Annotated in this window: 12 protein-coding genes; 8 read left to right on the top strand and 4 right to left on the bottom strand. The window is 57.5% G+C overall.

Going from position 1 to position 13,228, the window contains the following annotated elements; all coding sequences use genetic code 11:
* Positions 1-152 precede the first annotated feature (152 nt).
* Positions 153-380, bottom strand: coding sequence for a ribbon-helix-helix domain-containing protein (locus ACQZ51_RS03490; protein ID WP_448775202.1), 228 nt, complete (start codon positions 378-380; stop codon positions 153-155).
* Positions 381-656: 276 nt separating this feature from the next.
* Here ACQZ51_RS03490 and betI point away from each other — a divergent pair, with 276 nt between their 5' ends.
* The 4 genes from betI (at position 657) to ACQZ51_RS03510 (ending at position 6,310) form a co-directional block, all read left to right on the top strand.
* A complete protein-coding gene (gene betI / locus ACQZ51_RS03495) occupies positions 657-1,268 on the top strand; it encodes a transcriptional regulator BetI (protein WP_243256489.1) in 612 nt (203 codons plus the stop codon).
* Between the two features lie 16 nt (positions 1,269-1,284).
* Positions 1,285-2,748 (top strand): betaine-aldehyde dehydrogenase, encoded by a 1,464-nt coding sequence (gene betB / locus ACQZ51_RS03500; protein WP_448775760.1) that lies wholly within the window; start codon positions 1,285-1,287, stop codon positions 2,746-2,748.
* 427 nt (positions 2,749-3,175) lie between these two features.
* Entirely contained in the window at positions 3,176-4,828 is a 1,653-nt protein-coding gene (betA, locus tag ACQZ51_RS03505) for a choline dehydrogenase (RefSeq protein ID WP_448775204.1), read from the top strand.
* A gap of 150 nt (positions 4,829-4,978) precedes the next feature.
* Positions 4,979-6,310 carry a chloride channel protein gene (locus ACQZ51_RS03510; protein WP_448775206.1) on the top strand — a complete coding sequence of 444 codons (1,332 nt, stop codon included), beginning with the start codon at positions 4,979-4,981 and terminating at the stop codon, positions 6,308-6,310.
* Between the two features lie 69 nt (positions 6,311-6,379).
* Here the strand turns inward: ACQZ51_RS03510 and ACQZ51_RS03515 are convergent, their stop codons facing one another.
* A complete protein-coding gene (locus tag ACQZ51_RS03515) occupies positions 6,380-7,159 on the bottom strand; it encodes a DUF3750 domain-containing protein (RefSeq protein WP_448775207.1) in 780 nt (259 codons plus the stop codon).
* Between the two features lie 76 nt (positions 7,160-7,235).
* On the opposite strand from ACQZ51_RS03515, the gene ACQZ51_RS03520 reads away from it, so the two are divergent.
* Positions 7,236-8,237, top strand: a complete 1,002-nt coding sequence (locus ACQZ51_RS03520; RefSeq protein ID WP_448775208.1) for an asparaginase — start codon at positions 7,236-7,238, stop codon at positions 8,235-8,237.
* A gap of 6 nt (positions 8,238-8,243) precedes the next feature.
* On the opposite strand, the gene ACQZ51_RS03525 is transcribed toward ACQZ51_RS03520, so the two are convergent.
* Entirely contained in the window at positions 8,244-8,903 is a 660-nt protein-coding gene (locus tag ACQZ51_RS03525; RefSeq protein WP_448775210.1) for a glutathione S-transferase family protein, read from the bottom strand.
* Between the two features lie 347 nt (positions 8,904-9,250).
* Between ACQZ51_RS03525 and ACQZ51_RS03530 the strand changes: the two genes are divergently transcribed.
* Both ACQZ51_RS03530 and ACQZ51_RS03535 read left to right on the top strand, forming a co-directional pair.
* Positions 9,251-10,720, top strand: coding sequence for a diguanylate cyclase domain-containing protein (locus tag ACQZ51_RS03530; RefSeq protein WP_448775211.1), 1,470 nt, complete (start codon positions 9,251-9,253; stop codon positions 10,718-10,720).
* Between the two features lie 97 nt (positions 10,721-10,817).
* A complete protein-coding gene (locus ACQZ51_RS03535) occupies positions 10,818-11,012 on the top strand; it encodes a hypothetical protein (RefSeq protein ID WP_448775212.1) in 195 nt (64 codons plus the stop codon).
* On the opposite strand, the gene ACQZ51_RS03540 is transcribed toward ACQZ51_RS03535, so the two are convergent.
* A complete protein-coding gene (locus ACQZ51_RS03540; protein ID WP_448775762.1) occupies positions 11,009-11,497 on the bottom strand; it encodes a MarR family winged helix-turn-helix transcriptional regulator in 489 nt (162 codons plus the stop codon). The genes ACQZ51_RS03535 and ACQZ51_RS03540 overlap by 4 nt on opposite strands.
* A 198-nt stretch (positions 11,498-11,695) precedes the next feature.
* On the opposite strand from ACQZ51_RS03540, the gene ACQZ51_RS03545 reads away from it, so the two are divergent.
* Complete coding sequence (locus ACQZ51_RS03545) at positions 11,696-13,219, top strand: MDR family MFS transporter (protein ID WP_448775213.1); 1,524 nt, start codon at positions 11,696-11,698, stop codon at positions 13,217-13,219.
* Positions 13,220-13,228 lie beyond the last annotated feature (9 nt).

Genomic DNA, 13,228 nt, shown 5'->3' on the forward strand with positions numbered 1-13,228 from the left:
TGCGCCCTGTTTTATAATTTTGCGGGCACTTTTAGGCGCGGAGAATGACGAAGAGTCCTCAACAAAAACTTTCGCGTTGATGAAGCTTTGTTGAAATATTTATGACAGCTCGGCGACGCGCTAAAACAGCAATGTCAAACGCGTGCAGATAGTTAGCCGTGTTTTTTAAGAGCGTGAGCGGCATAGAGATCGGCAACATTCATATGTTCGCCCGTCTCTGATGGTACGCGCCTGGCACGCCCTGTTGCGCTGTTTGTGTCAAACCAAAGCCGCAACGCGGCGCGCACAACTTCGCTTCCAGAGGCGTATTCCCCACAATCAACGGCTTCGCGCATCTTTGCAGCCTGCTCCGGGGAAATGGATACTGTTACCATCGGCATCGTGTTTCTCCCTGTTTTGTGGCACGCTCTCGGTCATCTCGAGCATGGCCATCAATGACCTTTTTATACATCCGCGGGTGGTCAATCCTCTGCGAATTTGAATATCGAAATATTAGCACATGCGTGCGTCCACGAGAAGAAACAACCGCGTGTGCTTTTCGTTCCCAAGGGGAAATCTTTTTGCTGAAATCGAATTGGAAGGCCGACAGGTGCCACCAAATTTATTATTGATTGATCAGTCAATCAATAATAAATTGTCGGTTTAGGAGATCGATGATGCCGAAACTTGGAATGGAACCGCTGCGCAAGAAGGCGCTTATGGATGCCACATTGCGTGCCATCGGCCAGAACGGGTCGTTGAACGTGACCATGTCTGATATTGCCCGCGAGGCAGGGGTCTCGGCGGCGCTTGCGCATCATTATTTCGGCAGCAAGCAGCAGCTTCTTCTGGAAACCATCCGCAGCCTGCTGCGTGCTTTGGGGCAGGATGCGGTTGCGGCCTTGAGCCGAGCGGCTGGGCCGCGTGAAAGGCTGAGCGCAATCGTTCGCGTATCGTTTCAGAGCGAACAATTCTCCGATGACACGGTTGCCGCATGGCTTGCCTTTTACATGGAGGCGCAACGTTCCGAAGAGATGCGCCGCTTGCTGGTCATCTATACCAGGCGTCTGCGCTCCAACATCATGGACAGCCTCAATCGCCTGTGCCCGCCAGATGATGCGGCGCGGATTGCCGAAGGCGCTGCTGCCCTGATCGACGGTCTCTATATCCGCCACAGCCTGCACACCGCGCCGCTCGGCCATTCCTCTGCGCCCGCTCTGGTGGAGAATTATTTCGACACCCAGCTCAAACCCTTTTCCGACGCCAAGCCGTCCATTCGTATTCTTTGAGGACCTTTAGATGACACTGAAAGCCCAACCGAAAGCGTCGCATTTCATCGATGGAGATTACGTCGAAGATAGTGCAGGCACTGTGTTTGAAAGCATTTATCCAGCGACCGGCGAAGTCGTCGCACGGTTGCATGCCGCCACGCCCGCCATTGTGGAACGCGCCATTGCCAGCGCCAAGGCGGCGCAGAAGGAATGGGCGGCGATGAGCCCCACTGCACGTGGTCGTATCCTGCGCCGTGCGGCAGATATCATCCGCGCCCGCAACCGCGAACTGTCCGAGCTGGAAACGCTCGATACCGGAAAGCCCATTCAGGAAACAATCGTGGCCGATGCGACGTCAGGCGCAGATTGCTTCGAGTTCTTCGGCGGCATTGCGCCCTCGGCGCTCAACGGTGATTACATTCCGCTGGGCGGCGATTTTGCCTATACAAAACGGGTGCCGCTCGGCGTCTGTGTTGGCATCGGCGCGTGGAATTATCCGCAGCAGATCGCCTGCTGGAAGGCGGCTCCTGCGTTGGTCGCAGGCAATGCCATGGTCTTCAAGCCATCGGAAAACACGCCGCTCGGTGCGTTGAAAATTGCCGAAATTCTGGTCGAGGCCGGTCTGCCCAAGGGCCTGTTCAACGTCATTCAGGGAGACCGCGAGACAGGGCCGCTGCTCGTCAACCACCCTGACGTGGCCAAGGTCTCGCTGACAGGCTCGGTGCCGACAGGCCGAAAGGTGGCCGCTGCCGCTGCCGGTCACCTCAAGCATGTCACCATGGAACTGGGCGGCAAGTCGCCACTCATCGTGTTTGATGATGCCGATATTGAAAGTGCTGTCGGCGGCGCGATGCTGGGCAATTTCTACTCGTCCGGCCAGGTCTGCTCGAATGGCACCCGCGTCTTCGTGCAGCGCGGCGCAAAGCAGCGTTTTCTCGAAAACCTGAAAAGCCGCACCGACGCCATGATGATTGGCGACCCGATGGATGAAGCAACCCAGATCGGCCCGCTGGTGTCCAAAGCACAGCAGGAAAAGGTTCTTGGTTACATCGAAAAGGGCAAGGCCGAGGGCGCGACGCTCATCACCGGTGGCGGCATTCCCAACCACGTTGCGGGCGAGGGTGCCTATGTGCAGCCAACTGTGTTTGCCGATGTGACCGACGGCATGACCATTGCGCGTGAGGAGATCTTCGGACCCGTCATGTGCGTGTTGGATTTCGATGATGAAGAAGAGGTCATCGCCCGGGCCAACGCCACCGAATTTGGCCTCGCAGGCGGCGTCTTCACCGCAGATATGTCCCGCGCCCACCGCGTGGTCGATCAGCTGGAAGCAGGCACGCTTTGGATCAACACCTACAATCTCTGCCCGGTTGAAATGCCCTTCGGCGGCTCCAAACAATCCGGCTTCGGCCGCGAAAATTCGGCAGCAGCGCTCAGTCATTATAGCGAGTTGAAGACCGTGTATGTGGCAACAGGCAAGGTCGAAGCGCCGTATTGATAGGGCGGCTCAGTGCCTCGGTTTGTTGTGAGATCGGATGATGCAGATTATCCGTATCACAATACCCAATGCCAGGGCGGCGTAAATGTTAACTGACGTTAGGAGATGAAAAATCAAAGCTCCAGATATCCAAAGGAAGTCAATAAAATCTGCCCGGATCATCCGGAAGCTTAAATAAAATGGGGAGGTTTCAGCTCCGTGACGGATACGCGGCTTCTTGGAGTTCTCGATATCTGTTTTCAGACGTCCCTCCTCTTGGCTTCTAAGCTTTTCCAGCACCGATTTGCTAAACGCCGTTTTTGACATCCGACTGGATATTTCACCTTTCGCTGCTGATTTTTCAAAGGCTTCAACGGGTAGACACTTCATGTCCTGACAACATGTCATCAGGATTGTAATAATTGGTAATGAGCAAGGGTAAGACTCGATGCAGCAGGCAGATTTCGTCATCGTCGGTTCTGGCTCGGCAGGCTCTGCCATGGCCTATCGCTTATCAGAGGACGGCAAATATTCGGTTGTTGTCATCGAGGCGGGCGGCTCGGACATCGGGCCCTTCATCCAGATGCCGGCGGCCCTTGCCTGGCCCATGAGCATGAAGCGGTATAATTGGGGCTATCACTCCGAGCCTGAGCCGAACCTCAACAATCGCCGCATCACCGCGCCACGCGGCAAGGTCATTGGCGGATCGTCTTCCATTAATGGGCTGGTCTATGTTCGCGGCCATGCGGAAGATTTCAACCGTTGGGAAGAGATTGGAGCGCGCGGCTGGTCCTATGCCGATGTGCTGCCCTACTTCAAGCGCATGGAAACCAGCCATGGCGGCGAGGAAGGCTGGCGCGGAACGGATGGTCCGCTGCATGTCAAGCGCGGCCCGGTCACCAACCCGCTGTTCCACGCTTTCGTGAAAGCGGGCGCGCAGGCCGGTTTCGAACTGACGGATGATTATAACGGCTCCAAGCAGGAGGGCTTCGGCCTGATGGAGCAGACCATCCACAATGGTCGCCGCTGGTCTGCCGCCAACGCCTATCTGCGGCCCGCGCTGAAACGGGGCAATGTCACGCTGGTGCGTGGCTTTGCCCGCAAGGTTGTGATCGAGAATGGCCGTGCCACGGGTGTCGAGATCGAGCGCCGTGGCGTGGTGGAAACCATCATCGCCAACCGCGAGGTCATTATTTCGGCCTCATCCTTCAACTCGCCCAAGCTGTTGATGCTGTCGGGCATCGGTCCCGCGAAGCATCTGCAGGATATGGGTATCGAGGTGAAGGCGGATCGCCCCGGCGTGGGTGCAAATCTTCAGGACCATATGGAGTTTTATTTCCAGCAGGTCTCCACCAAGCCGGTCTCGCTCTATTCATGGCTGCCATGGTTCTGGCAGGGTGTGGCCGGTGCGCAATGGCTAGTCACGAAGGGCGGGCTTGGCGCTTCCAACCAGTTCGAGGCCTGCGCCTTCCTGCGCTCCGAGCCGGGTCTGAAGCAGCCGGATATCCAGTTCCACTTCCTGCCGGTCGCCATTTCCTATGATGGCAAGGCGGCTGCAAAAAGCCATGGTTTTCAGGTCCATGTTGGCTTTAATCTATCGAAGTCGCGGGGCAATGTCACGCTGCGCTCGTCCGATCCGAACGATGATCCGGTGATCCGCTTCAACTATATGAATCATGCGGAAGATTGGGAAAAATTCCGCCATTGCGTTCGCCTGACGCGGGAAATCTTCAGCCAGAAGGCCTTTGACGACTATCGCGGCCCGGAGATCCAGCCGGGCGAGGCCGTCCAGTCCGATGCGGATATCGATGTATTTCTGCGCGAGCATCTGGAAAGCGCCTACCACCCCTGCGGCACCTGCAAGATGGGCGATCGGGATGATCCGATGGCGGTTGTCGATCCGCAATGCCGGGTCATTGGTATCGATGGCCTGCGCGTCGCTGATAGCTCGATCTTCCCGCACGTCACCTATGGCAACCTGAATGGTCCGTCCATCATGACGGGTGAGAAAGCCGCCGATCACATTCTGAACAGACAGCCTTTGCCCCGTTCCAATCAGGAGCCTTGGGTCAATCCGCGTGCAGCGATCAGCGATCGCTGAGACGCCGCCGCATCAGAGTTCGGCGGAAAAACAGAACGGGCGGGCGTCATGCGTCTCGCCCGTTTTTCATGCCAATTGTCGTCCATGAGGTTGCAATCATATGTTCGGGGGCCGATAAACCATCTCTATTTTAGATGATTGAAAAGTGCCATGCCTGCAAAATACCGGAAAATCAAAATGTTCCGCCGTTCCCGCGTCGTTTGGGGAAGCTGGCGAATGTGGAAGCCGCGGGCGGTCTTCTGGGCCGGTGCTTTGGCCGTTGGCGTCATCAGCGTTGGCTTTGCCAAGGCTGCGGATTGGGCGCAGCATGTGTTCTTCGCAACGACATCATCAGGTCCATGGGCATTTCTGCTGCCGCTCATCATCACGCCGGTCGGTTTCGTGCTGTGTGCATGGCTGGCCATGGTGGTGTTTCCCAATTCCGGCGGCAGTGGTATTCCGCAGGCCATCGCCGCCCGGCATTTTCATGATGATGAGGACCGTTCGCGCCTTCTGTCGTTGAAGCTGGCCTTCGGCAAGATCGTGCTGACCATTGCCGGTCTGTTATCGGGCGCATCGATTGGCCGTGAAGGCCCGACGGTTCAGGTCGGCGCGTCCATCATGCTGCAGGCGGCGCGGTTCGGCGGCATGGCGCAGGCCAGAGGCCTCATTCTGGCGGGTTCTGCCGCAGGCATTGCCGCAGCTTTCAATACGCCGCTGGCGGGCATCGTCTTCGCCATCGAGGAAATGAGCCGCACCTATGAGGCCCGGTCCAACGGGCTGGTTCTCACCGCCGTTATTGTCTCGGGCCTCGCGTCGCTGGGCCTCATCGGAAGCTATACCTATTTTGGCACCAGCACCGTGCTGGCGCAGACGGCTGGTGATTGGGGGTTGGTGGTGCTGTGCGGCATTGGCGGCGGGGTGTTCGGTGCGCTGTTCAGCGCCGCCGCCTTGCAGGTTTCTCAACGTATCAGGCGCTGGTCGCATAGCGTGCCGTTGAAACGCATGCTGGTGGTTGCCGGCGTCTGCGGCTTGGCCTCCGCCGTCATCGGCGTTGCCACCGGCGGCGCGACCTTTGGAACGGGTTATGAGCAGGCGCGTGCGGCCATCGAAGGCCATGCCACATCACCGTTCTTCTTTATCGAAAAGCTGGCAAGCACGTTTCTCGCCATGATATCAGGCATTCCCGGCGGCATCTTTGCGCCCTCGCTGTCCGTTGGGGCGGGTTTTGGCAGCACCGTCGCATCCGTGCTGGGTGCCAGTGTCGGGCTGGGTGCCATCGTCGGCATGGCGGGATATTTTGCGGGTGTCGTGCAGGCCCCGATGACAGCCTTCGTCATCATTCTTGAAATGACCGGCAACCATGAAGCCGTGATCCCCATCATGGCGGCGTCCATGCTGGGATATGTCACCTCACGTCTGATTTCCGCAGAACCGCTTTATCACGGCCTCTCACGGGTGTTCATCGCGCAGGTCATCCGCGCAAGGCGGGCGACCCGATAACGCCAGAGCAATTTCAGCAAAAGTGGGCACCGGTTTTGCGTCCGGAATTGCGGCAAAACAAACAGAGCGTCAGGCGCTGACGGGTTTACGTTCCGGGGCGGGTTCGAAAGATTTCGTTCCGAAGTACCCGAGGCCGGGAATTTTGATGCCGGGGTTCATGATATCAAAACCGGCGACAAGACCCAGAAAGTTGATTTCAAAGCCGCTTCGGACACCCGCTGAAACACCAACGAAGCCGCCAAGGGACAAGTTCACGTCTTTCCAGTCATCCGCAATGTGGATGAACTCTCCATTGGGCAGATAATCGCGCCCAACGGCATCCGGTGGCAGCACCACGCCCAGCTCCGGCACGCTGCGCAGCACATGGGCAACGAAGGTGTTGGAGTTTGGGCCGGGATAGATGCGGTAACCACCCGCCTTGCCATAGGGGTAATCGGCAATGGCCTGCGTGATTTTCGGGATCAGTCGCTCGGCCTCTTCGCCGTGAATTTCAGCCACGCGCCGGGGCATGTTGGAATACCAGTAAGCGTCCGGCGCGTAGGCGTTGCGACGGATGGGTGTGCCCCAGCCCACCTTGTCATACCGCTCATAGGTCGTCGCACCCTCGCGTTTCATCACGATCCAGGCGTGGCTGGCCAGTGACCCTTTGAGGCCACCGGTCATGGCGGAGTAGATGTAGATGGCCGCTGGCTTGTCGGCGGGCGCTTCCGGCAAAATGCCTGCGGAAGACCAACGCGCATTGCGATAGCCGGTGGGGTGTTCCTTCATGGCCCACAGTCCGGCGGAAGCCAGCGCGGGCAAGAGGTAGATCAGGAAGACAGCAACCAAAAAACGTTTCGCGAATTTCAATGAAGGAGCCTCGTGCATCGTTACGGCGATTCATCTAAACAACGGGCTTAATTTCGCATTTTTTGAGGCCATACCCATGCACAACCCCGTTACCGTTGAAGTCACGCGCGGAAATCTTACCGAGAGCCGCCATCGTGGCATGGCTGTCGTGGTGGATGGAGATGGCGAGATTGTTTTTTCGGCAGGCGATATTGAGGGCGGCGTGTTTCCCCGCTCGGCCTGCAAGGCCATGCAGGCGCTGCCTTTGATGGAAAGCGGCGCGGCGGATGCGTTCGGTTTTGGCGATAAGGAACTGGCGCTCGCTTGCTCCTCCCACTCAGGTGAAGACGCCCATGCGGCGCTTGCGGCTTCCATGTTGGCGAGAGCGGGCAGGGATGAGAGTGCTCTCGAATGCGGCGCGCACTGGTCGTCGGACCAGAAAACCATAATCCACCAGGCGAAAACGCTGGATAAGCCTTCGGCGCTTCACAACAATTGTTCTGGAAAGCATTCTGGCTTCATCTGTGCCTGCTGCCACACGGGAACAGATGTCGAAGGCTATGTCGGATACGATCACCCGCTTCAGCAGGAAATCCGTGGCACAATGGAAAGCCTGACGGGGGCTGCGATGGGTCAGGATAATTGCGGCGTCGATGGCTGCTCCATTCCCACCTATGCCATTCCTTTGAAAAGTCTTGCCCATGGTTTCGCAAAAATGGCAACGGGGCAGGGGCTTGAAACCATCCGCGCCAAGGCGTCACGCCGCCTGATCGACGCCTGTATGGCGCAACCATTCTATGTGGCGGGAACGGGCCGCGCCTGCACGCGACTGATGGAGATCGCGCCGGGGCAAATCTTTGCCAAGACCGGCGCTGAGGGCGTGTTCGTTGCGGCTCTGCCGCAGCAGGGCATCGCCATGGCGGTGAAGTGTGAGGATGGTGCAACACGCGCGGCAGAAGCCATGATTGCTGCTTTGCTGGCACGTTACTTCGAAGAGGGCAGCACTGAGCAGCAAACGCTGCTGGGAATGGCGAACCGTTCCATGAAGAACTGGAACGGCATCCGTGTCGGCGATGTCAGGGTCACGACCCGGATGTAGTGCGAGTTACGCAGCCTCGCTGTCGCGTGCGCTCCACATGGCCTTGAAGGCGGGGCGCGCCTGGCAGCGGTCCAGCCATGCCTTGACGGCAGGATTGGCCGTAAACAGTGGCGGATGGGCGCTGGCATAGCGCACCACTTCAGCGACATTGATATCTGCCACGCTGAAACGGTTGCCAACAAGATAGTCGTTGGTGGCAAGGTGTTGATCGAGAACCTTGAACGAGCGGCGCAGCATGCGTGCGGCGACTTCAATCACCGCCTGTCCGGTTTCGCTTCCCGCCAGACCTTCTGCTGCCGCAGAAGAAATCTTCAACGCGTTGCTTTCAATCTCCGTGGCCGCAAAGAACGACCACTGCATCATATGTGCGTCTTCAGAAAGATCTGCCGGAGCAAGGGGCGTTCCATATTTGCGCGCAAGATAGAGGTTGATGGCCATGGATTCGTAAAGAACCATTCCGTCATCATCGATGCAGGGAATGGTGCCCATGGGATTGACCGCGAGATAGGATGGCGTGAGCGTGTTCATGGCAGCATCGGCCCCGAGTGGATCGCTGACGCGGCGTGCCTGAATGACCGGCACATGTGTAAACTCCAGCCCAAGCTCTCCGGCCAGCCAGAGTGTGCGCGTGGCCCGCGACCGGTAAACCCCATAGATCGTCAGCATTTCAAAACCCCTTTTGATTCCCTGCCTGCAACCTATTGCTGTGTTCTGGAAAACGGAAGCGCGAATATTAAAAAAGGGCTCAAGTCCGCCCTCAACCCGCCTCGTCTCAGGATTGCATAATATATCTGTTCATCTTATTATGAATTGCGGATATGCAAGAACTGCAAGAATGTTCTTCATTATCATGTAAATATATTGACATGTATAGACAGTGTTTCCGAATATCTTAATTGAGCATAAGTGATTTTGAGCCATTTTTGTCTCTGTTATCATGTATCCGGAAAATACGTTTTCGGTCTGGAAATTAATGAGAGTGAAAAAAACGAACAGGTAAGGGCTTCTGCGGAATGCGTGAAGAAAAAGGCGCTTGCTCTCTTATCGATCTGGAAATGACCACCAATTTAATGATGGGCGGTCTTTCAGATGCCGGAATGTCTTACCTGCTCGACAATATACCTGAGATGGTCTTTTTCAAGGATGCCGAGGGTTACTATACTTATATGAATGTGGCCGCGATGGCTTGCCTCGGTCATGATCCGTCTGTGTTGCGCGGGCGCAGGTTCAACATATACGACATTGCGCCACCGGAGATGGCACGCCTGCTGGATGAGATAGACCGCCGCATCCTTGCAACGGGTGAGGGTGTCTTTGATTCCGAGCAGCGCGTCGTATACGCCGACGGGCAGGTCCGCTGGTACTCGGGAACGCGCGTTCCCGTTCGCAACGATCATGGTGAAATTGTCGGTATTGCTGGCATTTCCAGAGATATTACCGAAGCCAAATGGCAGGAAACCCTGCGTCGCAGCCATGCTGCCCTTCTTGAAATGATCGTGCATGGCAAGCCGTTGCAACTCATTCTCGAAGCAGTGGTGCGGACGGTGGAAGAGCTGCTGGATAATCTCACCGGCTCCATTCTTCTCATAGAGCAGAACCGGTTGCGAAGCTGCGTCGGACCGAACCTGCCTGAGAGCTATGTAGCGGCTGTGGATGGCGTGCAAATCGGCCCTCAGGTCGGCTCCTGCGGAACCGCAGCGTGGCTGCGGGAAGCCGTCTATGTCAGCGATACGTTTCAAGACCCGCTGTGGAGCAACTTCATCGACCTCGTCATGCGCCACGGGCTCCGGTCCTGCTGGTCAACGCCGATCTTCGGCAACAACGGTGTCTTACACGGAACATTTGCGCTCTATTCCGGCACGGTGCGGATGCCCTCTGCCATCGAACGCGAGATCATCGACATGGCGACCAATATCGCCGGCATTGCGATTGATCGCCGCCGTGCGGAAGACAAGGTCAACTACATGGCCCATCATGATCCGCTGACGGGGCTTTCCAACAGAAACCTGTTCTGGAGCCAGTTTCAGCGCGCCATTCATGAGGCCCGACGCGAAAACAGGCTTGTGGCTATTACCTATATCGATCTCGACAATTTCAAGGGGATCAACGATGTCTATGGTCATGGCGTGGGCGACGAAGTGCTGCGCAGCCTTGCCGAGCGGATCAAGAACTGCATCCGCGCATCCGATATTGCTGTCAGGCTGGGCGGTGATGAGTTTGCGATCATTTTCAGCAACCCCCAGCATGACGAGCCCGGCATATTGCAGCGGCTGGAAACCATTCGTGAGCGCGCTGCCGAGCCGATCGAGCTGAATGTCGGTTCCCTCACGGTCACCTGCTCCTCCGGCACTGCGTTTTACCCAAGCGATGGCGAAACGCCGGAGGCGCTTTTGGCAAAGGCGGATGCTGCCATGTATGAGGCCAAGAAAAGCGGGCGCAACGGCGTGCGATTTTTCGAGCAGTCCTGCGGCGACGGTATTTGACGTCGCTCGCGTTGCGCAGGCGTTCGATTTGATTTGTCGCAAATGCCCATGCCGGGTTTGCGTCTAGTGTGATTCCATCAAGCTGATGGAGTTTCCGATGACCGATCCAGACACCGTATTCGACGCAATGGCCACCCCTGTTTATGCAGGCATCGCCATCGTGCTCCTGCTCTCTGCGCGGCAGGTGGAAATCTGGAAAGAGAAACGCCTTGTTGGCGGCAGGTCGTCAGGCACGACAACTCGCCCTGCGCGCGCTGGAAAGGCTCAGAAACCCAGCACCTTCGCCGTCTAGCACTCGTTCTCGCCACCCGGCTGGCCAGGGTTTTCCCGTTGGCTGGCCCTTGCAAGTGCCTCGATGTCCGGAACCAGCCGCTGCTCGAACCGTCCGATAAAGCGGTCAAACAGGCGGGCAAAATCCGCGACGTCCTGTTCCGGCCAGTCACTTACGACATCACGGATGATGTTGACCTTGGCGCTGCGCATCTCTTCCAGAATGCTGTGGCCAAGCGGCGTGATGATAACAACGCTGCGGCGCGCATCTTCCTGCGAAACCTCGCGTTTCAGCAGCCCACGCGCCACCATTTCCGCCACCACCCGGCTGCCGCGAGACGGATCAAGCCGCATGGCCTCGGCAATGGCACCCACCGTTGCGGGCTGTGAGGCCCGGTGCACGATATCCAGCACATCAATGTGAGAAAGCTCCAGCCCCGGCGCGAGCTTCGAAATGGCCATGCGCCCGATGATGCGCCGCCCGATCATCAGGCGCATGCGCGTCATGACGTGGCTGATGTGCAGCACCTCATCGCGCCCGGTGACATCGCACGTCTTCGTTTTCTGTTTGGGCGCTATCGCCTGCTTGCTCATGTGCATGTTCCCCGAACCAATACTCGCACCATATCATGTTAGTTATAAAGATGCCATTGACACATATGTGCGAAAAGCACATAAATTTTCCATGAAATGTGAGAACCCACCATGGATATGTCCGTCACGCCGATAGCGCCGCTCGTTCCTGATCGCCGCCGCAGGCTCTTTGTCTTCTTTCTCCTCATGTCAGCCATGTTCATGGCGACGCTGGACAACCAGATCGTATCGACGGCCCTGCCGACGATTGTCGGTGAGTTCGGTGCGCTGGAACGTTTCGGCTGGATCGGCTCTGCCTTCCTGCTCGCTTCCAGCGCCGTGATGCCTGTCTATGGCAAGTTGGGTGATCTTTTCGGCCGCAAATATGTGATGATCGCGGCCATCGTGATCTTCACCATCGGTTCTCTGGCCTGCGGGCTGGCATGGTCCATGAATTCGCTGATTGCAGCGCGGGTGCTTCAAGGTCTGGGTGGCGGCGGCATCATGGTGTCGATCTTTTCGGTCAATGCCGATCTGTTCGAACCACGGGAAAGAGCCAAATATCAGAGCTACTCCAGCCTCGTCATCATGGCGTCCGGAAGCATTGGTCCTGTGCTCGGCGGCACGATGAGCGACCTTTTCGGCTGGCGCTCGATTTTCCTCATCAATCTTCCCATCGGCATCGCCGTCCTGACCGGTATCGCCTTCCTGCTGCCCTACCGCCGCCCGGAGCGGCAGCCAAAAATCGACTATATGGGCGCGGTTTTGCTGGCGCTGACCATCACCTCCATTGTGTTGTGGGCGGATAGTTCTGAAATATTTGGCTCCATCTTTGCATGGCAGAGCCTCTGCATCGTCGCATTTGCCGCCATTGCAGCCTATCTCTGGGTGCAGGTCGAGCGTCGTGCGCCTGAGCCGGTCGTGCCTCTGCACCTGTTCAAGGACAGCACATTTCCTTTGCTCATGGTCATTTCCCTCATCAGCGGTGGCCTTGGCATTGGCATGGTCAATTATTACGCGCTGTTTCTGCAAACCACGACTGGCCTTTCGCCATCCACCGCCGGTCTGTTCTTCGTCGCCCTCACAAGTGGCATCGTCCTGGGGGCTCTGACGGCGGGACGTCTGATTTCCAGAACCGGCAGCTACAAGCCGTTTTCGGTGGCCAGTCTGACAATTGCCGTGCTGGCCATGCTGGCGCTATCGCAAATGCATGCAGGCACACCGCTTTATATCATCGGCGCCGTCCTGTTTACGCAGGGGCTTGGCGTGGGTCTGGGGCAACAGGCGCCCATTATCGGCGTCCAGAACTCCGCGCCCAAGGCAGATATTGGTGCGGCCAGCGGTGCTGTCACCCTGACGCGCATGGGCGGTGCGGCCATCACCATCTCCATTTACGGCGCAATCCTCTCCTCCAATCTAAAGGGGCTAGGTGCTGATATTCCAGGCGTTGGCAAAATTCAGGAACTGACGCCGAAAATGCTGGCCGAACTACCGGCGGCGTCTCAGACCGCCGTCGCGGCACTTTATGCAGGAGCTTTTACGCCGCTGTTTTATACTGCAGCCTTCACAGCGGCCATCGGACTTGTCGCCGCCATCGCGCTCAAGAACGTCAGACTGCCTGCGGCTGTTGTCGAAAAGCCTGCTGTCGAAGCTTGACCGCGCACC

The sequence above is a fragment of the Agrobacterium sp. CG674 genome (genome assembly GCF_053521645.1).

Bases quoted from the DNA above. Each gene is read 5' to 3' on its own strand.
- ACQZ51_RS03530 (WP_448775211.1), top strand. From the start codon at position 9,251: ATGCGTGAAGAAAAAGGCGCTTGCTCTCTTATCGATCTGGAAATGACC.
- ACQZ51_RS03510 (WP_448775206.1), top strand. From the start codon at position 4,979: ATGCCTGCAAAATACCGGAAAATCAAAATGTTCCGCCGTTCCCGCGTC.
- ACQZ51_RS03545 (WP_448775213.1), top strand. From the start codon at position 11,696: ATGGATATGTCCGTCACGCCGATAGCGCCGCTCGTTCCTGATCGCCGC.
- ACQZ51_RS03490 (WP_448775202.1), bottom strand. From the start codon at position 380: ATGCCGATGGTAACAGTATCCATTTCCCCGGAGCAGGCTGCAAAGATG.
- ACQZ51_RS03525 (WP_448775210.1), bottom strand. From the start codon at position 8,903: ATGCTGACGATCTATGGGGTTTACCGGTCGCGGGCCACGCGCACACTC.
- ACQZ51_RS03520 (WP_448775208.1), top strand. From the start codon at position 7,236: ATGCACAACCCCGTTACCGTTGAAGTCACGCGCGGAAATCTTACCGAG.
- betA (WP_448775204.1), top strand. From the start codon at position 3,176: ATGCAGCAGGCAGATTTCGTCATCGTCGGTTCTGGCTCGGCAGGCTCT.
- ACQZ51_RS03535 (WP_448775212.1), top strand. From the start codon at position 10,818: ATGACCGATCCAGACACCGTATTCGACGCAATGGCCACCCCTGTTTAT.
- betI (WP_243256489.1), top strand. From the start codon at position 657: ATGCCGAAACTTGGAATGGAACCGCTGCGCAAGAAGGCGCTTATGGAT.
- ACQZ51_RS03540 (WP_448775762.1), bottom strand. From the start codon at position 11,497: ATGACGCGCATGCGCCTGATGATCGGGCGGCGCATCATCGGGCGCATG.